The organism is Microbacterium sp. Y-01, assembly GCF_003856715.1.
In the GTDB taxonomy this organism is placed as follows: Bacteria; Actinomycetota; Actinomycetes; order Actinomycetales; family Microbacteriaceae; genus Microbacterium; species Microbacterium algeriense.
The window spans coordinates 1,713,136-1,737,209 of sequence record NZ_CP024170.1 but is presented as its reverse complement, the minus strand read 5'-3'; the positions used below and the strand labels follow the sequence as shown (position 1 = coordinate 1,737,209).

21 protein-coding genes are annotated in these 24,074 nt (G+C 69.4%); 11 read left to right on the top strand and 10 right to left on the bottom strand.

The window, feature by feature from the left end:
* Positions 1–10 precede the first annotated feature (10 nt).
* Positions 11–982, bottom strand: a complete 972-nt coding sequence (locus CSX12_RS08115; protein ID WP_124895464.1) for a sugar-binding domain-containing protein — start codon at positions 980–982, stop codon at positions 11–13.
* Positions 983–1,084: 102 nt separating this feature from the next.
* On the opposite strand from CSX12_RS08115, the gene CSX12_RS08110 reads away from it, so the two are divergent.
* The 3 genes from CSX12_RS08110 (at position 1,085) to glpK (ending at position 5,195) form a co-directional block, all read left to right on the top strand.
* Complete coding sequence (locus tag CSX12_RS08110; protein WP_124895463.1) at positions 1,085–2,794, top strand: glycerol-3-phosphate dehydrogenase/oxidase; 1,710 nt, start codon at positions 1,085–1,087, stop codon at positions 2,792–2,794.
* A 91-nt stretch (positions 2,795–2,885) separates the two neighbouring features.
* Entirely contained in the window at positions 2,886–3,641 is a 756-nt protein-coding gene (locus CSX12_RS08105) for an MIP/aquaporin family protein (RefSeq protein WP_017204513.1), read from the top strand.
* Between the two features lie 39 nt (positions 3,642–3,680).
* On the top strand, positions 3,681–5,195 hold the full coding sequence (glpK, locus tag CSX12_RS08100) for a glycerol kinase GlpK (protein WP_017204512.1): 1,515 nt from the start codon (positions 3,681–3,683) through the stop codon (positions 5,193–5,195).
* Between the two features lie 10 nt (positions 5,196–5,205).
* On the opposite strand, the gene CSX12_RS08095 is transcribed toward glpK, so the two are convergent.
* Positions 5,206–6,147, bottom strand: a complete 942-nt coding sequence (locus CSX12_RS08095; RefSeq protein WP_124895462.1) for a LysR family transcriptional regulator — start codon at positions 6,145–6,147, stop codon at positions 5,206–5,208.
* A gap of 78 nt (positions 6,148–6,225) precedes the next feature.
* Between CSX12_RS08095 and CSX12_RS08090 the strand changes: the two genes are divergently transcribed.
* Entirely contained in the window at positions 6,226–7,137 is a 912-nt protein-coding gene (locus CSX12_RS08090) for an EamA family transporter (protein ID WP_124895461.1), read from the top strand.
* A 17-nt stretch (positions 7,138–7,154) separates the two neighbouring features.
* Here CSX12_RS08090 and ffh read toward each other — a convergent pair whose 3' ends face one another.
* Together ffh and CSX12_RS08080 are read right to left on the bottom strand one after the other, a co-directional pair.
* On the bottom strand, positions 7,155–8,714 hold the full coding sequence (gene ffh / locus CSX12_RS08085; RefSeq protein WP_017204509.1) for a signal recognition particle protein: 1,560 nt from the start codon (positions 8,712–8,714) through the stop codon (positions 7,155–7,157).
* Positions 8,715–8,767: 53 nt separating this feature from the next.
* Entirely contained in the window at positions 8,768–9,355 is a 588-nt protein-coding gene (locus CSX12_RS08080; RefSeq protein WP_124895460.1) for a TetR/AcrR family transcriptional regulator, read from the bottom strand.
* Positions 9,356–9,448: 93 nt separating this feature from the next.
* Here CSX12_RS08080 and lipB point away from each other — a divergent pair, with 93 nt between their 5' ends.
* Together lipB and lipA are read left to right on the top strand one after the other, a co-directional pair.
* A complete protein-coding gene (lipB, locus tag CSX12_RS08075; protein ID WP_124895459.1) occupies positions 9,449–10,102 on the top strand; it encodes a lipoyl(octanoyl) transferase LipB in 654 nt (217 codons plus the stop codon).
* A complete protein-coding gene (gene lipA / locus CSX12_RS08070; RefSeq protein ID WP_124895458.1) occupies positions 10,099–11,088 on the top strand; it encodes a lipoyl synthase in 990 nt (329 codons plus the stop codon). Before lipB ends, lipA begins: the two co-directional genes overlap by 4 nt.
* Before the next feature lie 34 nt (positions 11,089–11,122).
* On the opposite strand, the gene CSX12_RS08065 is transcribed toward lipA, so the two are convergent.
* The 3 genes from CSX12_RS08065 to smc all read right to left on the bottom strand — a co-directional run bounded on the left by CSX12_RS08065 (position 11,123) and on the right by smc (position 16,326).
* A complete protein-coding gene (locus CSX12_RS08065) occupies positions 11,123–11,623 on the bottom strand; it encodes a DUF2004 domain-containing protein (protein WP_124895457.1) in 501 nt (166 codons plus the stop codon).
* Between the two features lie 43 nt (positions 11,624–11,666).
* The gene (gene ftsY, locus CSX12_RS08060; protein ID WP_017204504.1) at positions 11,667–12,539 is read right to left on the bottom strand and encodes a signal recognition particle-docking protein FtsY; all 873 of its coding nucleotides are present in this window, start codon (positions 12,537–12,539) and stop codon (positions 11,667–11,669) included.
* Positions 12,540–12,780: 241 nt separating this feature from the next.
* Positions 12,781–16,326: a chromosome segregation protein SMC gene (smc, locus tag CSX12_RS08055; RefSeq protein WP_124895456.1), complete on the bottom strand. Its 3,546-nt coding sequence runs from the start codon at positions 16,324–16,326 to the stop codon at positions 12,781–12,783.
* Between the two features lie 523 nt (positions 16,327–16,849).
* Here smc and CSX12_RS08050 point away from each other — a divergent pair.
* From CSX12_RS08050 to CSX12_RS08035, 4 genes are all read left to right on the top strand, one after another.
* Complete coding sequence (locus CSX12_RS08050) at positions 16,850–17,134, top strand: hypothetical protein (protein WP_124895455.1); 285 nt, start codon at positions 16,850–16,852, stop codon at positions 17,132–17,134.
* Positions 17,135–17,243: 109 nt separating this feature from the next.
* Positions 17,244–18,323 (top strand): GNAT family N-acetyltransferase, encoded by a 1,080-nt coding sequence (locus CSX12_RS08045; protein ID WP_124895454.1) that lies wholly within the window; start codon positions 17,244–17,246, stop codon positions 18,321–18,323.
* Between the two features lie 101 nt (positions 18,324–18,424).
* Positions 18,425–19,120 carry an ABC transporter ATP-binding protein gene (locus CSX12_RS08040; protein ID WP_017204497.1) on the top strand — a complete coding sequence of 232 codons (696 nt, stop codon included), beginning with the start codon at positions 18,425–18,427 and terminating at the stop codon, positions 19,118–19,120.
* Positions 19,117–20,439 carry an FtsX-like permease family protein gene (locus CSX12_RS08035; protein ID WP_124895453.1) on the top strand — a complete coding sequence of 441 codons (1,323 nt, stop codon included), beginning with the start codon at positions 19,117–19,119 and terminating at the stop codon, positions 20,437–20,439. The genes CSX12_RS08040 and CSX12_RS08035 overlap by 4 nt, the downstream gene beginning before the upstream one ends.
* Before the next feature lie 34 nt (positions 20,440–20,473).
* Here the strand turns inward: CSX12_RS08035 and CSX12_RS08030 are convergent, their stop codons facing one another.
* Together CSX12_RS08030 and CSX12_RS08025 are read right to left on the bottom strand one after the other, a co-directional pair.
* Complete coding sequence (locus CSX12_RS08030) at positions 20,474–21,205, bottom strand: SDR family NAD(P)-dependent oxidoreductase (protein WP_124895452.1); 732 nt, start codon at positions 21,203–21,205, stop codon at positions 20,474–20,476.
* Positions 21,206–21,234: 29 nt separating this feature from the next.
* Positions 21,235–22,221 carry an aldo/keto reductase gene (locus tag CSX12_RS08025; RefSeq protein ID WP_124895451.1) on the bottom strand — a complete coding sequence of 329 codons (987 nt, stop codon included), beginning with the start codon at positions 22,219–22,221 and terminating at the stop codon, positions 21,235–21,237.
* Positions 22,222–22,407: 186 nt separating this feature from the next.
* On the opposite strand from CSX12_RS08025, the gene bsh reads away from it, so the two are divergent.
* Positions 22,408–23,382, top strand: a complete 975-nt coding sequence (bsh, locus tag CSX12_RS08020) for a choloylglycine hydrolase (protein WP_124895450.1) — start codon at positions 22,408–22,410, stop codon at positions 23,380–23,382.
* A 59-nt stretch (positions 23,383–23,441) separates the two neighbouring features.
* On the opposite strand, the gene CSX12_RS08015 is transcribed toward bsh, so the two are convergent.
* Complete coding sequence (locus tag CSX12_RS08015) at positions 23,442–24,065, bottom strand: TRIC cation channel family protein (protein WP_124895449.1); 624 nt, start codon at positions 24,063–24,065, stop codon at positions 23,442–23,444.
* Positions 24,066–24,074 lie beyond the last annotated feature (9 nt).

The following is a 24,074-nucleotide window of genomic DNA, read 5'->3' as shown; positions in this document are numbered from 1 at the left end:
CGAGGAGGGCTCAGTCCTCGACGAGGCGCCGCCCGAGTCCCTCGTCCAGGACGACATCGGTGATGAGGCCGGCTGCCAGAGCCGCGCGCAGGCTCGCCAGCTTCGGAACTCCAGAGACGACGCACACGCGTCGCGGCACGCGGCGCAGCCGATCGAGGCTGGGCCCCGTCGCCCTGGCGTTCACGCGGATGTCGCGCCATGAGCCGTCCGCACGGAAGAAGACGGTCGCGACGTCCCCGATCGCGTGATCCTCGCGGAGACTCCGGTAGTCGTCGCGGCCGAGGTACCCGCCGACGTAGACCCGGCTGGGCACCTCGGCGGCGGGCGAGCCCAGGCTGAACACGGCGACGTCCATCTTGGCCTGCAGGTCGAGCACACGCCGCGTGCTCCGCTCCCGCCACATCGCCTCACGCGTCGCCGGGTCGTCGAAGAAGGCGGGGACGGGGAACTGCTGCACCTGCGCGCCGAACGCGCTCCCGAACCGCTGGAGGATGTCGCTGGAGTACTCCACGCCGGTGGTCTGCGTGTTGCCGGCGCCGTTGAGCTGCACGAACGTCGTGTTGTGCGTCTCCTTCTGGGTCAGCCCGCGGCTCACGGCGCTGATCGTGGATCCCCACGCCACGCCGATGATCATGTTCGAGTCGACGAACTGCGACAGCAGCCGCCCGGCGGTGAGGGCCACGCGCTCGAGCCGCTCCACCTCGCTGAGGATCTCCGGCATCGGCACCACGTGCGCGGCCACCCGGTGCCGATCCCTGATCTGCTGCTCGAGCATCCCCAGGCGCTCGAGCGGCGAGTTGATCCGGATGTCGACGAGTCCGCTCTCCCGAGCGAAGCTCAGCAGACGGGAGACCGAGGACCGGGACGTGCCGAGCTCCTGCGCGATGACCTCCATCGTCTTGTCCTGCATGTAGTAGAGCTGCGCGGCGGTGAGCGCCGCGACCAGCTTGCTGTCGCGTGATTGCGCGCCGCCACCGACCATGAGTCCTCCTCATCCACGATCCTTGCACATATGTGCAGTGGGCTTGCGCGCGGCTCCCGCGGAGGTCGATGCTGGGTGCAAGCAAGGAAGAGAGGATCGACGATGATCGATTCGACACACTCGTCCGCGGAGCGCGCGGACGTTCGCGCTGCCCGCGAATCCGGACGCACGAGCGTCCTCGTCATCGGCGGCGGGATCAACGGCATCTCGACGTTCCGCGACCTGGCACTGCAGGGCGTGGATGTGCTCCTCGTCGAACGGGGCGACTTCGCATCCGGCGCATCCGCAGCGTCGAGCCACATGATCCACGGCGGGATCCGCTACCTCGAGAACGGCGAGTTCCGCCTCGTGCGCGAGTCCGTCGAGGAGCGCAACGGCCTGCTCAAGATCGCTCCGCACTACGTCAAGCCGCTGCAGACGACGATCCCGATCTACTCGACCTTCTCCGGCATCCTCTCCGCTCCGCTGCGGTTCCTGACGCACAAGAGCGGCAAGCCGCAGGAGCGCGGAGCGTTCCTCATCAAGGTCGGCCTCACGATCTACGACACCTTCTCCCGCGACGGCGGCACGGTCCCTCGGCACCGCTTCCTCGGGCGCAAGAAGTCGCTCGCCGAGCTGCCCTCCCTCGACCCGAAGATCAAGTACACCGCGACGTACTACGACGCCTCGATGCACGACCCCGAGCGCCTGGCCCTCGACGTGCTCCAGGACGGTCGTTCCGCGCACCCGGGCGCCGTCGCCCTGAACTACGTCGAGGCGATCGGCCGCGACGGCGACAAGGTGCTGCTGCGCGACCGCGAGAGCGGCACGGAGTTCGCGGTGGCGGCCGACGTGATCGTGAACTCCTCCGGCCCGTGGACCGATCTCACCAACGAGGAGCTCGGCCTCGACAGCCGCTTCATGGGAGGCACCAAGGGATCCCACATCGTCCTCGACCACCCGGAGCTGCTGGAGGCCACCCGTGGCCGCGAGATCTTCTTCGAGCACTCCGACGGACGCATCGTGCTCATCTACCCGCTCAAGGGTCGCGTCCTGGTCGGCACCACCGACATCGACGCCGATCCTCGCGAGGTCCCGGTGTGCACGGAGGAGGAGATCGACTACTTCTTCGATCTGATCCACCACGTGTTCCCCACGATCCCCGTCTCGCGTGAGCAGATCGTCTACAACTTCTCCGGGATCCGCCCTCTCCCCCGGCACGAGGACACCGCTCCCGGGTTCGTCTCCCGCGACTACCGGATCGAGGTCGACCGCGAGGGTTCTGTTCCCCTCGTCAGCCTCGTCGGCGGCAAGTGGACGACGTTCCGGGCGCTCGGCGCCTCCCTCTCCGACGTGGTCCTCGGGCTGATCGACCGGACGCGGACCGTGTCGACGGCTGGTCGCGCTATCGGCGGCGGGCGCGACTTCCCTCGCACCGAGAAGGCGAAGCGCATCTGGATCCAGGAGAACCTTCCCGGGGCTGGCGCGCGTGCCGACCAGCTTCTGACGCGCTACGGCACACGGGCCGCTCAGGTCTGGGAGTACGTCGAGCAGGGTGACGACGCGCCCCTGGCCGGTGGAGACCTCTCGACGCGAGAGCTCGAGTGGATGGTGCACAACGAGCTCGTGGCGCGCCTGGAGGACGTCATCCTCCGCCGCACGAGCATCGCGTTCACGGGCGGAGCGAACGCAGAGGTGCTCGACGAGATCGCCGACGCGCTCGCGCCGCTCCTCGGGTGGGACAGCGCTCGTCACGACGCCGAGCTGGAGCAGACCCGTCTGCTGCTGAACGAAAGACACGGACTCCACATCCCGTCCCGCGCCCGCGGCTGACGGACCTCCGACCGCCGCCCTCCTCGCGGCGTATCTCCCAGAACGTGTCAGGGCAGAGGGGCCCTGACACACAAGAAAGGTCAATGAAGACATGACTGACGTCAATCTCGGTCTTTACTTCCTCTCCGAGCTCGTCGGCACAGCGATGCTGGTGCTGCTCGGATGCGGCGTCGTCGCGAACGTCGCCCTGGCGAAGAACAAGGGCTTCGGCGGCGGCTTCCTGATGGTCAACTGGGGATGGGGCCTCGCGGTCTTCGCCGGTGTGCTCGTCTCGGCGTACTCGGGCGCGATCCTGAACCCCGCCGTCGGCATCGGCCTCCTCGTCGCCGGCAAGATCAGCTTCGCGATGTTCCTCACCGCGACGGCCGCGGAGCTCGTCGGCGCGATCCTCGGTGCGATCGTCGTATGGCTCGCGTACAAGCAGCACTTCGATGAGGAGCCGGAGGCCGCCAACAAGCTCGGCGTCTTCTCGACCGGTCCCGCCATCCGCTCCTACGGGTGGAACCTCGTCACCGAGATCATCGGCACCTTCGTGCTCGTGTTCGTCATCTTCGCGTTCGCCGACTACGGCGACATCGAGGTCGGCGTCCCCGGAGGCCTCGGCCCGCTCACGGCGCTTCCCGTCGCCCTGCTCGTCGTCGCCATCGGCGCCTCGCTCGGTGGCCCGACCGGCTACGCCATCAACCCGGCCCGTGACCTCGGTCCGCGTATCGCGCACGCCATCCTGCCCATCAAGGGCAAGGGCGCCAGCGACTGGTCGTACTCGTGGGTCCCGGTCGTCGGACCGCTCATCGGTGGTGTGATCGCCGCCCTCGCCGCACCCGCGCTCCTCGGCCTCGCCGGCTGACGCGCGACCCACCCGCACTGAATTCAAAGGAGAGCACAAGTGGCTGACTACATCATCGCGATCGACCAGGGAACGACGTCGAGCCGCGCGATCATCTTCGACAAGAAGGGCAGCATCGTCGCGACCGGACAGAAGGAGCACGAGCAGATCCTTCCCAAGGCCGGCTGGGTGGAGCACGACGCGGCCGAGATCTGGCGCAACGTCCAGGAGGTCATCGGCCTCGCCCTCGGACGCGCCGACCTCACCCGGCACGACATCGCCGCCGTCGGGATCACGAACCAGCGCGAGACCGCCGTCGTCTGGGACAGGAAGACCGGCAAGCCGGTCTACAACGCCATCGTGTGGCAGGACACGCGCACGCAGGCGATCGTCGATCGTCTGGCAGCGGACGGCGGCGTGGAGCGGTTCAAGCCCATCGTCGGACTTCCCCTGGCGACCTACTTCTCCGGCACCAAGATCGCCTGGATCCTGGAGAACGTCGACGGAGCCCGCGAGAAGGCCGAGGCCGGGGATCTCATCTTCGGCACGACCGACAGCTGGGTCCTGTGGAACCTCACCGGCGGCGTCGACGGCGGTGTGCACGTCACCGACGTGACCAACGCCTCGCGCACGATGTTCATGGACCTCGAGACGCTCGAGTGGCGCGACGACATCCTCGAGGCGTTCGGTGTGCCGCGCTCGATGATGCCGGAGATCCGCTCCTCCTCCGAGGTGTACGGCACGGCCGAGAGCTCTTCGCTGCTGCGCGAGACCCCGATCGCCGGCATCCTCGGCGACCAGCAGGCCGCGACGTTCGGTCAGGCCGCCTTCCAGAAGGGCGAGAGCAAGAACACCTACGGCACCGGCTGCTTCCTCATCTTCAACACGGGCGAAGAGGTCGTCCACTCGAAGAACGGGCTGCTGACGACCGTCGGATACAAGCTGGGCGACCAGCCGACCCACTACGCGCTGGAGGGATCGATCGCCGTCACCGGATCGCTGATCCAGTGGCTTCGCGATCAGCTCGGCATCATCTCCTCGGCACCCGAGGTCGAGAAGCTGGCAGAGCAGGTCGAGGACAACGGCGGCGTGTACATCGTCCCGGCGTTCTCCGGCCTCTTCGCGCCGTACTGGCGTTCGGACGCCCGCGGCGCGATCGTCGGCCTCACCCGCTACGCGAACAAGAACCACATCGCGCGCGCCGCCTTGGAAGCCGTGGCCTTCCAGACCCGCGACGTGCTGGATGCGGTCAACGCCGATGCGGGTGTGGACCTCACGGAGCTCAAGGTCGACGGCGGAATGGTGGCCAACGACGCGCTGATGCAGTTCCAGGCGGATGTGCTCGGCGTCCCGGTCGTGCGGCCGGTCGTCGCGGAGACCACCGCTCTCGGCGCGGCCTATGCGGCAGGCCTCGCGGTCGGGTTCTGGAACGGGCTCGACGACCTGTCCGCGAACTGGCAGGAGGACAAGCGCTGGGAGCCGTCCATGGACGACGCCGAGCGCGACCGCCAGCTGCGGCTGTGGCGCAAGGCCGTCACGAAGTCGATGGACTGGGTCGACGACGACGTGAAGTGATCTGACGCGGTCACGAGACGGGCTCGGGGAACTCCCCCGGGCCCGTCTCTCGTCCACCGTCGGATGCGGTCTGACGGGGCCGGGCCGCCGCCACGATCCGGAGGAATGCCCGCGCCGCGCTGCGGGGTGCCACAGCGTCCCAGGCCACGTGCTCCACGCGCACGGGACCGTCACGCACCTCCGCGGTGGCGACGGCGTGTCCTGCGGCGCTGACCACACCGGGCGCGAGGAGCGTGACGGCGAGCCCCGCGGCGACCAAGCCGAGCAGCCCCGCCGCGGTGTCGGACTCGAAGGCCACGTCACGGCTCACCCCCGCCGCAGCGAAAGCGGCATCGCTCTGTGCACGCCCGGACGTCCCTGCGGGGAAGTCGGCGAAGACGGCGTCCGCGAGGTCGTGCACAACCACGGTGGGAGTGCCGGCGAGCGCATGATCGGGTGGCAGCACGGCGACCAGCCGCTCGCGGCTCAGCGGGCGCGAGGCGACTCCCTGGGGCACCAGCCCGTCCCTGAGTCCGAGCAGCGCCACATCGAGGTCACCGTCTCGGACCGCTGTCACGAGCGCATCGCTGTTGCCCTCGCGCAACTCCACCCTCGCCTCGGGATGCGCTGCCCGATACGACAGCAGCAGACGCGGCACGTCGAGCACCGTGACGGTGGGGATGACTCCCAGCCGCAGCGTGCCCACGACCTCGCCACCCGCGGCGGCGGCATCCTCGCGCGCCTGATCCGCCGCTCGCACGGCCACACGCGCCGACCGGAGGAAGGCTTCCCCGGCCTCGGTCAGCCGGACGCTGCGGCTCGTGCGGGCGAAGAGCCGTACGCCGAGCTCCCGTTCGAGGGCTCCGACCCGATGACTGAGCGCAGACTGCGTGACATGGCAGCGAGCGGCGCCGCGCGTGAAGGAGGCGGCGTCGGCGACCGCGACCACGTACCGGAGCTGCTGCAGATCCACGTAGCTATGATTGCTCGTCATCGATGTCGTGACAACCATGCGTTGGACTCATGTGCAACCGAAGCGCACGCTGGGAGCATGAACCGCATCGGCCTGACCCTGACCACCGCGCTCGCCCCGATGGCGTGGGGCACGACCTACCTCGTGACGAGCGAGCTGCTTCCGGCCGGGCACCCGCTGCTCGCCGGCCTGCTCCGGTCCCTTCCGGCGGGGCTCCTCGCGCTCCTCTTCGCACGGCGGCTGCCGCACGGATCCTGGTGGGCCAAAGCGTTCGTCCTCGGCGGCCTGAACATCGGCGCGTTCTTCCCGCTGCTGTTCCTCGCCGCCGAGCGTCTCCCCGGTGGCGTCGCCGCCGCGGTCGCCGGAGCGCAGCCGCTCATCGTGCTCGTCCTCGGTGCCCTGGTGCTGGGTGAGCGCATCCGCCCGCTCACCGCCGCGGCCGCAGTCGTCGGCGCCGGTGGCGTCGCTCTCGTCGTGCTCGGACCCGCGGCCGCGCTCGACCTCTGGGGCGTGCTGGCTGCGCTCGGTGGAGTCACCGCCACCGGCATCGGCATGATCCTCACCAAGCGCTGGGGGCGGCCGGTGGGCGTCGGGCCCGTGGCCTACGCGGGATGGCAGCTCAGCGCAGGCGGTCTGCTCCTGCTCCCGCTCACTCTCGCCGTGGAAGGGCTTCCGCCCGTCATCGACGCGGAGGCCGCCCTCGGCTACCTCTGGCTCGCGACCGCCGGCGGCCTCGTCGCCTACACGCTCTGGTTCCGCGGGATTCAGCGGCTGCCGGTGGTCGCCCCCGGGCTGCTGGCGCTGCTCTCCCCCGTCGTCGCCACGGTGCTCGGGGTGCTCGTCGCCGGAGAGCGCTTCTCCGTCCTCCAGGCGGCGGGCATCGCCCTCACCCTGGTCGCGCTCCTCGGCGGTCAGCTCGCCTCGTGGCCGCGCCGGAGGTCAGCCGCCGCCCTGATCGAGCCGTCGGCGGCTCCGGTGCCCGCCCGCTGATCGCCGGCGCGAGCGGGTCAGCTCTTGCCGAAGAGCTTCTGGATCTCGGCGAGGTCCGCCTCGCTCGGGGGCTGCGCAGCGCCGCCGCCAAGCCCGAAACCGGACCCCGTCGGCGTGGTGGAAGCCGCGATGCCGGCGTTCTCGGCCGCGCGCTTGGCCGGGTTCCCGGAACGCGAACGACCGGAGGACTTGCCCTTCTTGCCGCGCTTCGACGAGGCACCGGGGCGTCCCATCCCCGGAACGGGTCCCATTCCCGGGATGTTCGGCGTCCCGCCGCGAGCGACGGTCTTCATCATCTTCGCCGCCTGCTCGAACCGCTGCACGAGCTGATTCACATCGGTGACGGTCATGCCGGAACCGCGCGCGATGCGCAGTCGGCGCGAGCCGTTGAGAACCTTCGGGTTCCGGCGCTCGCCCGGGGTCATCGACCGGATGATGGCCTCGGTGCGGTCGATCTCGCGCTCGTCGAAGTCCTCGAGCTGCTGCTTCATCTGCCCCATGCCGGGGAGCATCCCCAGCATCTTCTTCATCGAGCCCATCTTCTTCATCTGCTGAAGCTGCTCGAGGAAGTCCTCGAGGGTGAAGGCCTCGTTCGCGAGCTTCTCCGCGACCTTCATCGCCTCTTCCTCATCGAAGGCCTGCTGGGCCTGCTCGATGAGGGTCAGGATGTCACCGAGGTCGAGGATGCGGCTCGCCATGCGGTCGGGGTGGAACGGCTCGAGGTCCTCGAGGCGCTCGCCCGTCGAGGCGAAGATGATCGGGCGACCGGTCACGGATGCCACGGACAGCGCCGCACCACCACGGGCGTCTCCGTCGAGCTTGGAGAGCACGACTCCGGTGAAGTCGACACCCTCCTGGAAGGCCTTCGCCGTGTTCACGGCGTCCTGTCCGATCATCGCGTCGATGACGAACAGCACTTCGTCGGGGTCGACCGCCTTGCGGATGTCTGCGGCCTGCTTCATCAGCTCGGCGTCGACGCCGAGGCGGCCGGCGGTGTCGATGATGACGACGTCGTGCTGCTGGCGGCGCGCGTACTCGACGCCGTCGCGGGAGACCTTGACCGGGTCGCCGACGCCGTTGCCCGGTTCGGGGGCGTACACCGAGGCGCCCGCCTGCTCGGCGACGACCTGCAACTGGTTGACGGCGTTCGGACGCTGGAGGTCGGCGGCGACGAGCAGGGGCGTGTGCCCCTCGCCCTCGAGCTGCTTCGCGAGCTTGCCCGCGAAGGTCGTCTTCCCCGAGCCCTGCAGGCCGGCCAGCATGATCACGGTCGGCGCGGTCTTGGCGAACTGCAGGCGGCGCTGCTCCCCGCCGAGGATCTGCACGAGCTCCTCGTTGACGATCTGGACGACCTGCTGGGCCGGGTTGAGGGCCTTGTTCACCTCGTCCCCGAGCGCCCGCTCGCGCACCTTCGCCGTGAACTCCTTCACGACGACGAGGGCGACGTCGGCGTCGAGCAGCGCGCGTCGGATCTCGCGCACGGTGCCGTCGACGTCGGCCGCGGTGAGCTTTCCCTTCGTGCGAAGGTTGCGGAAGGTCTCGGTGAGCCGATCGGAGAGCGTGCCAAAGGTAGCCATGGTGCTGTCGATTCTACGCGAGCGGAGCCTCCATGCTCAGCCCGGTGCGGAGCTCATCGCGTCCAGGGCAGTTCGTGGATCGAGGACAACGCCTCCTGAAGCACCGCCTCCGGCGTCCCGCGCCCTGCGCCCTGCTCCGCCCAGACCCGCAGCGACGACAGCACGGCCGCAGCGAACGCCGCGCCGAGGACGTCGGCTCGGAGCACGTCGATACCGGACAGACGTGCGGCCTCCGCCACGGCAGCCGCGAGTCGCGCGAGCCGCAGTCCCGTGTCGCGCACCAGTTCGTCCTGCAGCCGCATCGCTGCGGCGTTGCGCAGAGCCAGGGCGAGAGGATCCGGCGCGAAATCGCGCACGATGCCGAGCAGGATGCCGCGCACCTGCTCCCCCGACGCCTCTCTGCCCAACGTGGTGAGCGAGCGGACCGCGTCCTCGATCCGCTCGTCCACTCCCGACCAGAGCACGTCGCTCTTGGACGCGAAGTAGTTGAAGAAGCTCGACCTGCTCACCCCGGCGCGCTGGGTGATGTCGGCGACGGACGTCGCATCGTAGCCGCGCTCGAGGAAGAGCTCGCACGCTGCTTCGGCGAGCGTCTCGCGGGAGGACGCCCTGGGGCGTCCTGCTCGGCCGGTCGAGGTCATCCCCCCACGGTACCGGTCCGGCGCGTCGGCGCACCCCGCTCTGCGAAGGCGTATTGTTAGACGCGATCCAACTACCACCGACCCCGACTGGACATGATGGACATCCTCACTCCCGGATTCGCCGCCGACGCCGTCCCCTACATCGAAGGGTGGGAGCTCCAGCGACGCGTCCACGCCGACGTCGTCGCCGGCACACGTCCCGACACGCTCGTCCTGCTCGAGCACGAAGCGGTCTACACCGCCGGCAAACGGACCGAGCCGCACGAGCGCCCTCGCGACGGCACCCCCGTCATCGATGTGGACCGAGGAGGCAAGATCACCTGGCACGGGCCGGGACAGCTCGTCGGGTACCCCATCGTGCGGCTGCACGAGCCCATCGACGTGGTCGCCCACGTGCGCCGGATGGAGCGGATCCTCATCGACGTGCTCCGCCCGTTCGGCGTGGACGGCTATCAGGTGGAGGGTCGAAGCGGGGTCTGGGTGCGTCGACCGCTCTCCGAGGACAAGGTCGCCGCGATCGGCGTGCGCGTCCAACAGGGGGTGACGATGCACGGTTTCGCGATCAACTGCGACAACTCGCTCGCCGGGTTCCGGGGCATCATCCCCTGCGGGATCACGGACGCCGGGGTCACGACCGTGAGCGAGGTCAGCGGGATCAGCACGACGCCGCTCGACATCGTCGATGCGGTGCGAACCGCCTTCCTCACCGAATACGCCACCGCAGAGACCGCAGGAGTTCCCGCATGACCGCCGCACCCGAGGGCCGCAAGCTCCTCCGCCTGGAGATCCGCAACGCCGAGACGCCCATCGAGCGCAAGCCGGAGTGGATCAAGACGAAGGCGAAGATGGGACCGGAGTACACGGCCCTGCATTCGCTCGTCAAGAGCGAGGACCTGCACACGGTGTGCCAGGAAGCCGGCTGCCCCAACATCTACGAATGCTGGGAGGACCGAGAGGCGACCTTCCTCATCGGCGGCTCGCAGTGCACGCGGCGGTGCGACTTCTGCCAGATCGACACGGGCAAGCCGGCCGACTACGACACCGACGAGCCGCGCCGCGTCGCCGAGAGCGTCCTGCGCATGAACCTGCGCTACGCGACCGTGACGAGCGTCGCCCGTGACGACCTCCCCGACACCGGAGCCTGGCTCAACGCGGAGACGGTGCGGAAGATCCACGAGCTCAACCCGAACACCGGGGTGGAGCTGCTCGCGAACGAGCACAACGCCGATCCGGCCTTCCTGGGGCAGATCTTCGACGCCCGCCCCGAGGTGTTCGCGCACAACGTCGAGACCGTGCCGCGCATCTTCAAGCGCATCCGCCCTGCCTTCCGCTACGAGCGCTCCCTGAACGTGCTGACGCAGGCGCGCGACGCCGGACTCATCACCAAGTCGAACCTCATCCTGGGGATGGGCGAGGAGCCGGAGGAGGTCGTCCAGGCGCTGCGGGACCTCCACGACGCCGGGTGCGACATCATCACCATCACCCAGTACCTGCGGCCGACGCCGCGGCATCATCCGGTCTCGCGCTGGGTGAAGCCCGCCGAGTTCGTCGAGTTCAAGGAGGAGGCCGAGCGCATCGGCTTCCTCGGGGTCCTCGCAGGTCCGCTGGTCCGCTCCTCGTACCGCGCGGGTCGGCTCTGGGCGCAGTCCATGGCGTCCAAGGGCCGCGAGATCCCCGCGCACCTGGCGCACATCGCCGACAGCGCGGACCTCGGGTTCGCGCAGGCCGTCTGAGACCTGCCGCCCCTGTTCCGACGGGGGCGGCCGGTCAGTCGGCGCTCATGACGGACTGCACGCTGCCGTCGGAGCCGAGGTTGACGAGCAGGACGTCGTCCGTGGAGCTGTCGTCGAGCGCGTACTCGAGCACCGCGAACGGCTCCGAGCCGCCGTGCTCGTCGGCGAGGATCGTCATGCTCATGAGGCGCAGCGACCGGATGATGTCGACCGCCGCATCGCCGGAGACATCGACCAGCACGTCCGGCAGATCATCGCCGTAGATCTCCTGCTGCTGCAGGATGTACTCGGTCACTTCGCTGGTGCGGTCGTCGACCTCGGCGAGCATGCCACGGCGCGCGGTCGCATCGACGCTCTCGAGCCCGGAGATGAGGGAGGCGGCGATGTCGAGCGCGTCCACCGACACATCGTCCTGGTCGGGCGCGGTGAGGTCGACCGTCACGTTCTGGTCTCCGAGCTCCACCGTCTCCGACCAGAAGATCGAGCCGTCGGGCCCCGAAGACAGGAGTCCGAAGTAGTCGTGTTCGATCGCCATAACGCTATGAAACCAGCCTCGTGCTCACGGCGGTAGTCCCGTCTCAGCCGACCAACGACTGGACGAACACATGGGGGGTGAAACCGGTCAGGTCATCGATCCCCTCGCCCCGACCGAGCAGCTTCACGGGGATGCCCGTCCGCTCCTGGACGGCCAGCACGAAGCCCGCCTTGGCCGAGCCGTCGAGCTTGGTCAGGACGAGCCCGGTGACGCCCGCGTGCTCCAGGAAGGCCTCCGCCTGCATCACCCCGTTCTGCCCCGTCGTGGCGTCGAGGACCAGCAGCACCTCGCTGATCGGCGCCTGCTTCTCGATGACGCGCCGGACCTTCGAGAGCTCATCCATCAGGCCGCCCTTGGTGTGCAGGCGTCCCGCGGTGTCGATGATCGCGATCTCGATGCCCTCGCGCTTGGCGTACTCGACGGTCTGGAAGGCGACGGAGGCGGGGTCCTGCCCCTCCTGCTGCGGGCGCACGATCGCCGCTCCCCCGCGCTGCGCCCAGGTGGCGAGCTGATCGACTGCGGCGGCGCGGAAGGTGTCGGCTGCTCCGACGACCACGCTGCGCTGATAGCCGCGGAGGAACTTGGTGAACTTCCCGATCGTCGTCGTCTTCCCGACGCCGTTGACGCCGACCACGAGCACGACCGCCGGACGCTCGGTGAGCTTCAGCGTCGTGTCGAACTTGGCGAAGTGCTCCTCGAGGGTCTCCCGCAGCATGCGCTGGAGGTCCTTCGGGTCGGTCGTGCGGTACCGGTCGACCTTCGCGCGGAGCTCGTCCACGATGCGCTCGCTGATGTCGGGCCCGAAGTCGGCCGTGAGCAGGGCGGTCTCCAGGTCTTCCCACGTCGTCTCGTCGATCGTGGGCTTGACGAACATGCCGCGCAGTGCGCGACCGAGGGACCAGGACTTCTCCGCCATCCCCCCAGCCTACGGGTAGCGCTGCAGGATGGCCGCCGAACACTCCCCCGCCCCCGTCGTCGCGCGACTCTCCTCTGCACAGCTTCGGAGATCCGGCTCGACACGCCGCGCATCACAGGTCGACACGCCGCAAGCGCCTCCCGAACTCCGAAGTTGTGCTCAATCGAACGGCGGAGCAGACGCGGGGACGGGAGGGGCGGAGCAGACGCGGGGACGGGAGGGGCGGATGGGGCGGGACGGGTCAGACGACGGCGGCGGCGCGGTCGCCGACGCGCTGGCCGACGACGGCCGAGACACCGTCCTGGCGCATCGAGACGCCGTACAGGGCATCGGCGATCTCCATCGTGCGCTTCTGGTGCGTGATGATGAGCAGCTGCGAGCTCTCCCTGAGCTGCTCGAACACCGTGAGCAGACGTCCCAGGTTCGCGTCGTCGAGCGCCGCCTCCACCTCGTCGAGGATGTAGAATGGGCTCGGCCGAGCCTTGAAGATCGCCACCAGCAGCGCGACCGCCGCGAGCGAACGCTCTCCGCCGGACAGCAGGGAGAGCCGCTCGATCTTCTTGCCGACCGGACGGACCGACACCTCGATGCCCGTCGTCAGCATGTTGTCCGGATCCGTGAGCGAGATGCTCCCGGTCCCACCGGGGAAGAGCAGGGGGAAGACCTGACCGAACGCCTCCTTCGTGTCCTCGAACGCGCTCGCGAAGATGGTCTGCATCCGCTCGTCGAGGTCCGTGATGATCGTGAGGAGGTCCTGGCGGGTCTGCGTCAGATCGGCGAGCTGCTCCGTGAGGAAGGCATGTCTCTGCTCGAGCGCCGCGAACTCCTCCAGTGCCAGCGGGTTCACGCGCCCGAGCTGGGAGAGCTTGCGCTCGGCGTCGGCCAGACGGCGCTGCTGGATACGGCGGTCGAAGGGGATCGCCGTGTCGTCGAGGAGTTCGTCGGGCGCGGGCTCCGCACCCGGATCCCGAGGAACGAGCTGGTCGGGTCCATATTCCGCAATGAGAATATCTTCGTCCAGGGCGAGCTCAGAGGACACCCGCTCGAGGAGGCTGTTCAAGTGCAGCTTCTTCTCGTGGATCTGAAGCTCGAGCCCGTGAACGCTCTCGGTCAGCCCCGCGAGGCGCTCGCGGAGCGAGGTCTCCTGTGCGCGCAGGGCGACGAGCTCCTCGTTCTGCGCCGAGCGCGCCGCCTCCGCTTCCGCGAGGGCGAGCCTCGCCTCGGTCACGGACCTGTCGAGCGAGTCGAGGATGCGCGGAAGCTCGGCCGCCACCCCGGAAGCCGCCTCCCGCTGCGCGCGGCGGATCACGGCACGACGGGCGGCCTCGGCAGCGGCGTCGCGCTCCTGCTCCCGCTGCCGCTCCAGACCCGTGACCCGCGCCTGCGCCGCTCGCACGCGTTCGCGCAGCGTCTCGATCTCCAGTCGGGCGCGAACCTCCCCCTCACGAGCGAGTTCGAGCGCCTCCAGCAGACCATCGCGGGCAGAGGCGTCGAGGACCGGCCGCGGTGCGGCGATCGCCTCGTCGAGGGCCGCCTTCGCATTCTGCGCCTTGGACTCGGCATCGGCGACAGCGGCCTGAGCCTGCGCCAGCCCGGCCTCCAACCGTTCGCACTCGGCGACGGCGGACTCGTGGCGAACGGTGACGCGGTTCACCTGCTCGGCGTGCGTGGCGAGGGCAGCGTCGTGTTCGCGCAGCGCACGGAGCGCATCCTTGGCTTGACGTCGGGTGGTCTCGACGGTCTCGTTCGCCTCCTCACGAGCGAGGCGGAGAGAATCGACGACGACCTGGATCTCGGCGAGCCGTTCGGCCGCCGCATCACGCTCTGCCGCGAGCTCCAGACGCGAGCGCTCACCGCCGGAGCCCGTGCGGAGCGTCTGCGCGGTGATCACGTCACCGCCCAGGGTGACGATCGTCGTCGCCGTGTCACCGGCGACATCGAGCGCGGTCCTGGCAGCCCTGGCGGCGTCCCAATCCTCGGCGATCAGCACATGCGACAGCACGCCCAGGATTCCATCCGGGGCCGTCACGGTCTCCACCGCGGGCGTGACCCGGTCGACGGCGGGCAGGTCGGGGTGGGTGCGCTTCGCGTCCGCGACGACGAAGTCGACGACTCCCCTGCGCAGGTCGGTGGACTCGGCCGCCAGGGCGAAAGCGTCCTCGGCGGTGTCGACGAGGACACCCTCGGCGAGCGGACCGAGCACCGCGGCGATCGCCGCCTCGTAGCCCGCACGGACCTGGACGGCGTCGCCGACGAGGCCCCGCACTCCCTGGCCCCCGGCCTGGACGATCTCGGCAGCCCCGCCGGAGAGCGACAGCGCACTGCTCAGCGCGGCAGCCTTGGCCGTGAGGGAGTCGACCTCGCGCTCCGCGGCGTGCAGTCGTTCGCGCAGCGTCTCGCGCTCCGCCTCGGCCGCGGTCGCCGCCCGCTGCGCGCTCTCGTACGCGGCAGCGTGCTCCGCGGCGGTGCCTTCCGGTGCCTCCGCGTCGTCGATGGCCTCGAGCGCTTCCGCCGCCTCACGCCGACGCACGTTCGCGGCCTCGAGGGCGTTCTCCTGGCGGAGCACGGCTCCCCGCACGGCGGCGAGGGCGGAAGCGGCGGCGTCCGCCGTCCCGCGCAGGGTCGACAGCCGCATGTCGTACTCCGACACCAGTGCGCTCTGCTCGGCGATGTCCACGTCGAGCGTGTCGAGCTCCGCTCGCGCGTGCACGACCTCACGGCTCGCTGCGGCGGCGGCGTCCTGGGCGTCGCCGAGTCCCGCTGAGATCGTGTCGATCTCCTCCTTGGCCTCGTCGATCATGCCCTGGGTCACGGTGACGGCGGACACTGCCGCGTCGTCGTCCTCCGTGCCGAGGAGTGCCAGGCGCTGATTGGCCAGGGTGTACAGACCGCGCATGCGCTCCTGCACCTGCTCGAGCCCGAACGCCACACTGCGCGCCTGGTCCACCGCGACGGAGTTCTGATCCTGCTCGAGGCGGGCGATTCCGGCACGCACGGTCTCGGCCTGATCCGACAGCACGAGACGCTCGGTGTGGCGCTCATGCTCGGTGCGCGTGTGGTCGGCCAGTGCCGCGCGCAGAGCCACGACGTCATCGGCGAAGAGACGGGCTTTGGCGTCGCGGACGACCGCGGCGATGGTCTGCGCCTCGCGGGCGATCTCCGCCTGGCGGCCCAGAGGCTTGAGCTGACGACGGATCTCACCGGCCAGGTCGCTGAGGCGCGTGAGGTTCGCCTCCATGGCGTCGAGCTTGCGGAGGGTCTTCTCCTTGCGGCGACGGTGCTTCAGGATTCCGGCCGCTTCCTCGATGAATCCGCGGCGGTCCTCCGGCGACGCCTGCAGCACGGTGTCCAGACGCCCTTGCCCCACGATCACGTGCATCTCGCGGCCGAGGCCCGAGTCGCTCAGGAGCTCCTGCACGTCGAGGAGCCGGCATCCTTCGCCGTTGATCGCGTACTCGCTGGAACCGTTGCGGAACAGCGTCCGGCTGATCGTGACCTCGGCGTACTCGATCGGCAGAGCGCCGTCGGCGTTGTCGATCGTGAGCTGCACCTCGGCGCGGCCGAGGGGGCCGCGCGTCGACGTGCCCGCGAAGATGACGTCCTCCATCTTGCCGCCGCGAAGGGTCTTGGCACCCTGCTCCCCCATCACCCAGGCGAGCGCGTCCACGACGTTGGACTTGCCGGAGCCGTTCGGGCCGACGATGCAGGTCACGCCGGGCTCGAACACGAAGCTCGTCGGCTGCGCGAACGATTTGAACCCCTTGAGCGTCAGGCTCTTCAGATGCATGCGGGCACCACTCGTCGGGGGAGAATCACGCGGCTACGCTACCGGAATCCCGGGCTTCGGCCGTCATCCCGCGCGGTCGGAGACGAAAGCCGCATCGGGGCGACACGCCGTGCTTAGCACGAAGTTCTTGACGATTCGCTGCGAGTTTCGCTACGGTTGCCTCCGGATCGCCACACGAAAGGAGGTTACCGATGATGATCACTCAGCTCAACGCCCAGGCCACTGGCCTCGCCGCGCCCGCGCACTCTGCGCCGCGCCACGCGTTCTCGGTAACCGCCGGCGACCGCTTCGGCTCGCTCTCGTAGCAGCGCACCGATTCTCCGGCCCGTAGTGGGCCCTCTCCGGTCGGCGCGTCCGCGCCCCACCCTCTGATCTGTCCTCAGATCACGGATCTCCCGCCTCGCTCGGCACCCGCTCTTCTGCGGCCCCGGCGTCGCCTCCGTCCGCACCATCGCCGTCCGCCGAGGCGTCGCGGCGGGGTGCTTCCGCATCCACTCATCGCACCCATCTCGAAGGAACCATCGTGAACTCCACGTTGCACCGCAACACCGCCCACCCGCCCGATATCGAGGACCGCGAGGTCCTCCACATCCCCCGCGACGAGGAACTGCTCCGGCTGGGGATGGCGGATCGCCTCTCTCTCCGGATCGGCATCTGGCTGCTCCAGCGGACCCAGCGTCCGCGCCGCGAGCGCCGTCGGATCCTCACCGATCCGGGAGACGCCTTCCTGCTCGGCGAGCAGCGTCACCGCTCCGCCGCCGAGTCGTACGCACTGATGACGTTCGACATGCAGCGCGGCATGCGCTGACCGAGCGCATGCCGACCTCGACGCGCACCCCGCCCCGGCATCCGTCCGCACACCCGTGTACGGATGCCGGGACGGAACCGCTCCCCCGTAGAACCCCGAAGGACCTGACATGACCATCGCCGACCTGACCATCACCCCGCTGATCGTTCCGGCCACGCTCGACGACGACACCGCGGCGGACTTCCGCGCCTACGGCGAACTCAACCGCCGGATCTGCGACGAGCAGGTGGGACTCCCCGACCTGGCCCCCGACGCCGCGCAGCTCCTGCCGAACTGGCAGGACGACGCCGACTCGCTGGATCTCGGCTTCATCGCCCGCGTCGACGGAGAGATCGCCGGAATGGTGACGATCTCCTTCGCGCAGGAGGAGGAAGCGCATGCCGCCGAGATCGACCTTCTCGTCCCCGAGGACCGCTGGGGCCACGGCATCGAGGACGCGCTGCTCTCGCGCGCCGAGACCGAGGCGCGCGACCGCGGGCGCAGCGTGCTGCAGATCTGGTCGCTGCACCGTCCGGAGGAGGCGGAGCGGATGCTCGTGCCGAAGACGGGCTGGGGCCGGGTCCCCGCCACTCGGTTGAGCGACCTGATCGAGAGCCGCGGTTTCACCCTCGAGCAGGTGGAGCGCAACAGCGAAGCCGACCTCCGCTCCGATCCCGCCCCGTTGCGCACGGCGCTGACCGACGCGCTCGCCGTCGCCGGACCCGACTACCGGGTGCTCGAATGGACGATGCCGACGCCGCCCGAGCTGCGGGCAGGCTTCGCCGCCGTCCTCGCGAAGCTGTCGACCGATGCGCCCAGCGGTGACATGGACTTCGTGGCCGAGGTGTGGGACGAGGACCGCGTCGTCCGGCGCGAGGCGAGGCTGACCGGGGCGGGCCAGACCGTGTCCGTCGTCGCCGTCCAGCATGTGCCGACCGGTGACCTCGTGGCGTACAACGAGTTGCTGATCGGCGCCGAGCGGAGAGGGGTCACGCATCAGTTCGGCACCCTGGTCTCGAAGGAGCACCGCGGACACCGCCTGGGGATGATCGTCAAGTGCGCGAACCTCCTCCGGTGGCGCGAGCTGATGCCCGATGCGACCGTGGTCTCGACGTTCAACGCGGAGGAGAATCGACCGATGCTCGACATCAACGAGGCGGTCGGGTTCGTGCCGGTGTCGTACGCCGGCGCCTGGCAGAAGAAGCTCTGATCGCGGTGCGGACCCGATCTCATCCTCCCGGATGACGTCGGGTCCGCATGGTCATCCGGCGGAGCGACGACGCGCGCAGGCCGGGTGACCAGGCTGGAATCATGAATATTCCCGTGATCGAAGCACACGCCCTCATCAAGAACTTCGGCACGACGCGCGCGCTCGCCGGCGTCGACCTCGCCATCCACCGCGGCGAGTCCGTCGCGATCATGGGTGCGTCGGGCTCCGGCAAGACGACACTCCTGCACGTGCTGGCGGGGATCACCGCGCCGGATGCGGGCAGCGCCGTCTTCCGTCCCGCTGAGGGGGCCGCGATCGAGGTCACCGCGCTCGGCGAGTCCGCCCGATCACGGCTGCGACGGGAGCGCTTCGGTTTCGTCTTCCAGCAGGGACTGCTGATCCCGGAGCTGACGGCCGTCGAGAACGTCGCTCTGGCGTCGATGATCAACGGAGTCCGGCGGCAGGACGCGGTGCAGCACGCGGCCTCCTGGCTGGCCGCGCTCGGACTCTCCGGGATGGAGGACCGGCGGATCGGCGAGCTCTCCGGAGGCCAGGCGCAGCGCGTGGCGATCGCCAGGGCGCAGGCGACCGGCGCGGAGGTGGTGTTCGCCGACGAACCGACGGGAGCGCTCGACTCCCGCACATCCGCCGAGGTGATGGACGCCCTGCTGTGGTCCACCACGGGTCAGGGCCGCACGCTCGTCGTCGTGACGCACGACGCCGACGTCGCCGCCCGCTGCACCCGCACGATCGCCGTGCGCGACGGCCGCATCCTCGGATCGGCGGTGAACGCATGAACCGCACGGTTCTCGCGTTGCTGCTGCGTCCCGCACCGGGGCAGAACAGCGTTCTCGTGCTCCCGGTGGTCGCCTTCGGGATCGTGACGACGCTCGTCCTCACCGTCGTGGGCGGCGCCCAGGCGTTCTGGCGGTGGACGGATCCGGAAGCCGCGCTCTACCAGGCGCTGGCGGCCATCGCGCTCGTGCTGCTCGTCGTCCCGTTGATGTCATTGGGCGGCGCCGCGGCGCGCCTGTCGGCCCGACGCCGAGACGAGCGACTGTCCACGCTGCGTCTGCTGGGCGTCTCCCCCGCCGGTGTGACCTTCGCGACGGTCGCCGAGTCCGTCCTCGTCGCCGGCGCCGGGGCGATCGCCGGTGTGCTCGGGCACATCGCACTCAGCCCGCTCATCGGCCTCATCCCGTTCCGGGGCGAGGCACTCGGGGTCGGCGCGGTGCTGCTGCCGCCCTGGGGAATGCTCGCCGTGGTGGGCGGGGTGCTCCTGCTGGCCGCAGCCAGCGCGGTCATCGGGCTCCGCCGCGTGGTGATCTCGCCTCTCGGCGTCCGCACGCGTACCGAGCCATCGAAGGTGCACTGGATCCGAGCCGTCATCGCGGTGGGGGCCATCGCCGTGTCCTTCGCCCTGATCAAGGTCTTCCCGGCTGTGGCCGAGCTGTTCGTCACCATCATCGTCGTCGCGCTGCTGTTCGCCGCGTGTCTCGCGGTCCTCAACCTCATGGGTCCGTGGGTGCTGAAGGTCAGCGCATCGCGCCAGCTGAAGCGCGCCGAGACTCCCGAGCGTCTTCTCGCCTCCCGGATCGTGCTGGACTCGCCGAAGGCCGCGTGGCGTCAGGTGGGCGGCATCGCGATGGCGAGCTTCATGGCCGTCTTCGCCGGCACCGGCGTCGCTCTGCTGGACACTCTCAGCGGGGCTGACCTGTCGGCTGCGGACCTCGCCCTCGCCGACGACATCCGGACAGGCCTGATCATCACCCTGATCGGATCCTTCCTGATGGTGGCGGCATCCGTCGGCGTGAACCAGGCGTCCGATGTCCTCGACCAGCGGGAGCTCCACCGGAGCCTGCATCACCTCGGAGTCCCGCTCGAGACGGTGGACCGCGCGCGTCGACGCGCGATCATGTCTCCGCTGCTGGTCACGGCGATCGGATCGGCTCTCGTCGCGGCCGTTCTCGTGCTCCCCTTGGTCGGGCTCGCCCTGATCACGGCCCCGGTGTCCGTGTTCACGATCGCGCTCGTCGTGGCCGTCGGCATCGGTGTCGTGTGGGCGAGCACCTGGGCGACGCGTCCTCTGCTGCGGGGGGCGTTCCGGACCGCGTGAATCAGAGGCGGCGGGGCCGCCGAGGCCCCGCCGATCACTCGCGGAGGGGAACTCCGGTGTGCTTCGCCAGGGCAGCGATCAGGGCGTCCTGTGTGGCCTCGTCGTGCACGGCAGGGTGCGGATCCCGGATGCGCTGGTGGAACCAATAGGCTCCGGAGACCAGCGCCGCCGGGTCTTCCGAGGTCGCCAGCCACGACTGCGTGACGTGCCCGAGTTCCAGGTCGTCCCTCGCCGACGGGCCACCCATCCGCGTGGGCACCCAACCGGGGTCCACGGCGTTGGAGCGCACATCGGGCCACCGTCGGGCGACCGCGGCCATCAACACGGTCAGGAGCAGCTTGCTGTCCGAGTACGAGGCGGTCCGACGTTTCCCGGTCCAGTCGAGACGCGAGAGCTCGGCCGAACCGCCGCGATGCATGCCGCTGGAGAGGTAGATCGACCGCGCAGCAGGGACCAGCGCGGTGAGGACGTACGGTGCCACGACATTGACGGGCAGCAGCGCCGGGCCGTCCAGCACCCCCGCATTGTGGATGACCGCATCGAACGGTCCGAGGTCCCCCGCCTGCTCCGCGAGGCCGCGCACCTGATCCGGCAGCGCGAGATCGCCGACGACGCTCCGCGCCCCGCGGGCGAGCAGGTCATCGAGGTCGGCGAGGCGGTGGTCCGTGCGAGCGTGGACCACGACGTCATGGTCGTCGTCCAGAAGGGCCGCGGCGGTCGCACGGCCGATCCCCTGTGTGGAACCGGTGACGAATACGCGTGCCATGGTCTCTCCTCTCCCCGGTCCGCCGGCGATCAGCGGTTCACGTACGACATGTGCTCCGGGTTGTACCGGTCGCCGCGCACGCCGATGCGCTCGACCAGAGCGTCGAGATCGGCTTTCTCGTCCGCGGAGAGGGCGACCGCCGTCGATGCCGCGTTCTCGCGGATCCGCTCGGTGCGCCGTGTTCCGGGGATGGGCACGATCCACGGTCGCTGAGCCAGCAGCCAGGCCAGAGCGATCTGTCCCGGAGCCGCACCCTTGGCCGCGGCGAGCGTCTTCACCTGAGCGACGAGTGCCTGGTTCGCGTCGAGGTTGTCCGCTTCGAACCGCGGCACGCGGGTGCGGATGTCGCCCTCCGCGAAGGTCGTCGAGGTGTCGACGGTGCCCGTCAGGAACCCCTTCCCGAGCGGGCTGAAGGGGACGAACCCGATCCCGAGGTCGGCGAGCGTCGGCAGCACCTCCGCCTCGGGATCGCGCGTCCAGAGCGAATACTCGCTCTGGAGCGCCGTGACGGGCTGAACGGCGTGTGCGGCCCTGATCGTCGCCGCCGACGCCTCCGACAACCCGAAGTGGCGCACCTTCCCCTCCGCGATGAGCTCGCCGACCGTGCCCGCCACGTCCTCGATCGGCACCCGGGGATCGACACGGTGCTGGTAGAAGAGATCGATCACATCGGTCCGCAGCCGCGCGAGCGAGGCGTCGGCGACGCGACGGATCTGCTCGGGGCGGCTGTCGACGCCGACCATCTGCCCGTCGCGGATGTCCCACCCGAACTTCGTCGCGATGACGACCTCGTCACGGAGCGGCTCCAGCGCTTCGCCGACGAGCTCCTCGTTGACGTAGGGACCGTAGACCTCCGCGGTGTCGAAGAAGTTCACGCCGTGGTCGACCGCCGAGCGGAGGACCGCGATCATCGCGTCGCGGTCGCCGGGGTTCGGCCCGTAGCTCTGCGACATGCCCATGGCGCCGAGGCCGATCGCCGAGACCTCGAGTCCCTGTCCGAGTGTTCTGGAGTGCATGTCCCCACGCTACGACGGGGGGCGTCTCGGAGGGAGGCTCTGCGGGTACACCCTTCGCCAGCCGGTGCAAGCCGTCGCCACGCACGCGCGGAGGCGTGTGGGCCTTTCGGCCATGGTCAAGCGACGGACTCGAACGTATCGTGGGCCCCACACGAGACGGATCAGCTCACATCGGAGGGTGACGACATGTGCACAGGGGCGAACTACACGACTTCGGACCACTACTTCGGGCGCAATCTGGACCTGGAGTTCTCGTACAACGAGGCGGTGACGGTGACGCCGAGGAACTTCCCCTTCCGGTTCCGGCGGGCGGAACCCCTGCCCACGCACCACGCCATCATCGGGATGGCGACGATCTCGGACGGTTATCCCCTGTACTACGACGCGACGAACGAGAAGGGCCTCAGCATGGCCGGTCTCAACTTCCCCGGGAACGCCGATTACAAACCGGAAGCGTCGGACAAGACCAACATCACGCCGTTCGAGTTCATCCCCTGGATCCTCGGACAGTTCGAGACCGTGGACGAGGTCAAGGCCGAGCTGGAGCGGATCAACCTCGTCGACATCTCCTTCAGCGACGCCTTCCCACTGTCGCCGCTGCACTGGATCATCTCCGATCGGACGACGTCGATCACCGTGGAGAGCGTGGCGGAGGGTCTGAAGGTGTACGACAACCCGATCGGGGTCCTCACCAACAACCCCACCTTCGACATCCAGGCGTTCACTCTCAACAACTTCATGCACCTGTCGACGAACCCACCGCAGAACAACTTCTCCGACGCCCTCGAGTTCGACGTGTACAGCCGCGGCATGGGCGCCATCGGCCTGCCGGGCGACCTGTCGTCGGCGTCGCGGTTCGTGAAAGCGGCCTTCACGAAGATGAACTCCGTCTCCGGGGACTCCGAATCGGAATCCATCAGCCAGTTCTTCCAGATCCTCGGTTCCGTCGCGCAGCAGCGCGGATGTGTGGAAGTCTCCCCCGGCAAGTTCGAGATCACCGTCTACTCCTCGTGCTGCAACACCGACAAGGGGATCTACTACTACACCACCTACGAGAACAGCCAGGTGACGGCCGTGGACATGCACAAGGAGGACCTCGACGGGAGCGTGCTGGCCGACTACCCCCTCATCAAGGGGCAGCAGATCCACTGGCAGAACTGACCGGGCCAGGGCAGCTCCCCGGCGATGCCGGAGTGCCGGCGTCACCATCTCGCGAAGGACTACGCCCTCCGGTCGTCACGCCGCCGGGCGACCGCCCGTGGAACCCGCCATCCGAACCGGAGCGACAGGAGTCGGAGGGCGAACACGAGCGTACCGACGGCCACCACGACCGCGGGGCTGTACCAGCCCGTCAGCCAGGCGACGGTGATCGACGCCGCGCCGAGCATGGCCGGAACGGCGTAGATGTCGTCCGGATCGAACAGCTGCGGATCCCTGTTCGCGACGACATCGCGGAGCAGGCCGCCTCCGACGCCGGTCGCGACCCCGAGCAGAGCCGCAGCGACCGGATTCATGCCCAGCTGGAGCGCCTTCACCGCCCCCGTCGTGCAGAACAGACCGAGACCTGCGGCATCGAAGACGAGCAGGGTGTGGGGCATCCGTTCGACGGCCGGGTCGAGGAAGAAGACGAGCGCCGCCGCGGCGACGGGAGCCGCCAGGTGGATCGGCTGCGAGAACGCGGTCGGCGTGACGCCCAGGATCAGGTCACGGACGACCCCGCCGCCCAACCCCGTCAGCGCACCCAGGAGGACGGACCCCACGATGTCGAATCCCCGGCGCGCCGCCAACAGGGACCCCGAGATGGCGAAGAAGAACGTGCCGAGGAAGTCCAGCACGACATCCATGAGACCCCC

Excerpts from the sequence above, each read along its gene's own strand:
- CSX12_RS08115 (WP_124895464.1), bottom strand. The coding sequence starts at position 982 with ATGGTCGGTGGCGGCGCGCAATCACGCGACAGCAAGCTGGTCGCGGCG.
- CSX12_RS08110 (WP_124895463.1), top strand. The coding sequence starts at position 1,085 with ATGATCGATTCGACACACTCGTCCGCGGAGCGCGCGGACGTTCGCGCT.
- CSX12_RS08105 (WP_017204513.1), top strand. The coding sequence starts at position 2,886 with ATGACTGACGTCAATCTCGGTCTTTACTTCCTCTCCGAGCTCGTCGGC.
- CSX12_RS08090 (WP_124895461.1), top strand. The coding sequence starts at position 6,226 with ATGAACCGCATCGGCCTGACCCTGACCACCGCGCTCGCCCCGATGGCG.
- ffh (WP_017204509.1), bottom strand. The coding sequence starts at position 8,714 with ATGGCTACCTTTGGCACGCTCTCCGATCGGCTCACCGAGACCTTCCGC.
- CSX12_RS08080 (WP_124895460.1), bottom strand. The coding sequence starts at position 9,355 with ATGACCTCGACCGGCCGAGCAGGACGCCCCAGGGCGTCCTCCCGCGAG.
- lipB (WP_124895459.1), top strand. The coding sequence starts at position 9,449 with ATGATGGACATCCTCACTCCCGGATTCGCCGCCGACGCCGTCCCCTAC.
- lipA (WP_124895458.1), top strand. The coding sequence starts at position 10,099 with ATGACCGCCGCACCCGAGGGCCGCAAGCTCCTCCGCCTGGAGATCCGC.
- CSX12_RS08065 (WP_124895457.1), bottom strand. The coding sequence starts at position 11,623 with ATGGCGATCGAACACGACTACTTCGGACTCCTGTCTTCGGGGCCCGAC.
- ftsY (WP_017204504.1), bottom strand. The coding sequence starts at position 12,539 with ATGGCGGAGAAGTCCTGGTCCCTCGGTCGCGCACTGCGCGGCATGTTC.
- smc (WP_124895456.1), bottom strand. The coding sequence starts at position 16,326 with ATGCATCTGAAGAGCCTGACGCTCAAGGGGTTCAAATCGTTCGCGCAG.
- CSX12_RS08045 (WP_124895454.1), top strand. The coding sequence starts at position 17,244 with ATGACCATCGCCGACCTGACCATCACCCCGCTGATCGTTCCGGCCACG.
- CSX12_RS08040 (WP_017204497.1), top strand. The coding sequence starts at position 18,425 with ATGAATATTCCCGTGATCGAAGCACACGCCCTCATCAAGAACTTCGGC.
- CSX12_RS08035 (WP_124895453.1), top strand. The coding sequence starts at position 19,117 with ATGAACCGCACGGTTCTCGCGTTGCTGCTGCGTCCCGCACCGGGGCAG.
- CSX12_RS08030 (WP_124895452.1), bottom strand. The coding sequence starts at position 21,205 with ATGGCACGCGTATTCGTCACCGGTTCCACACAGGGGATCGGCCGTGCG.
- CSX12_RS08025 (WP_124895451.1), bottom strand. The coding sequence starts at position 22,221 with ATGCACTCCAGAACACTCGGACAGGGACTCGAGGTCTCGGCGATCGGC.
- bsh (WP_124895450.1), top strand. The coding sequence starts at position 22,408 with ATGTGCACAGGGGCGAACTACACGACTTCGGACCACTACTTCGGGCGC.
- CSX12_RS08015 (WP_124895449.1), bottom strand. The coding sequence starts at position 24,065 with ATGGATGTCGTGCTGGACTTCCTCGGCACGTTCTTCTTCGCCATCTCG.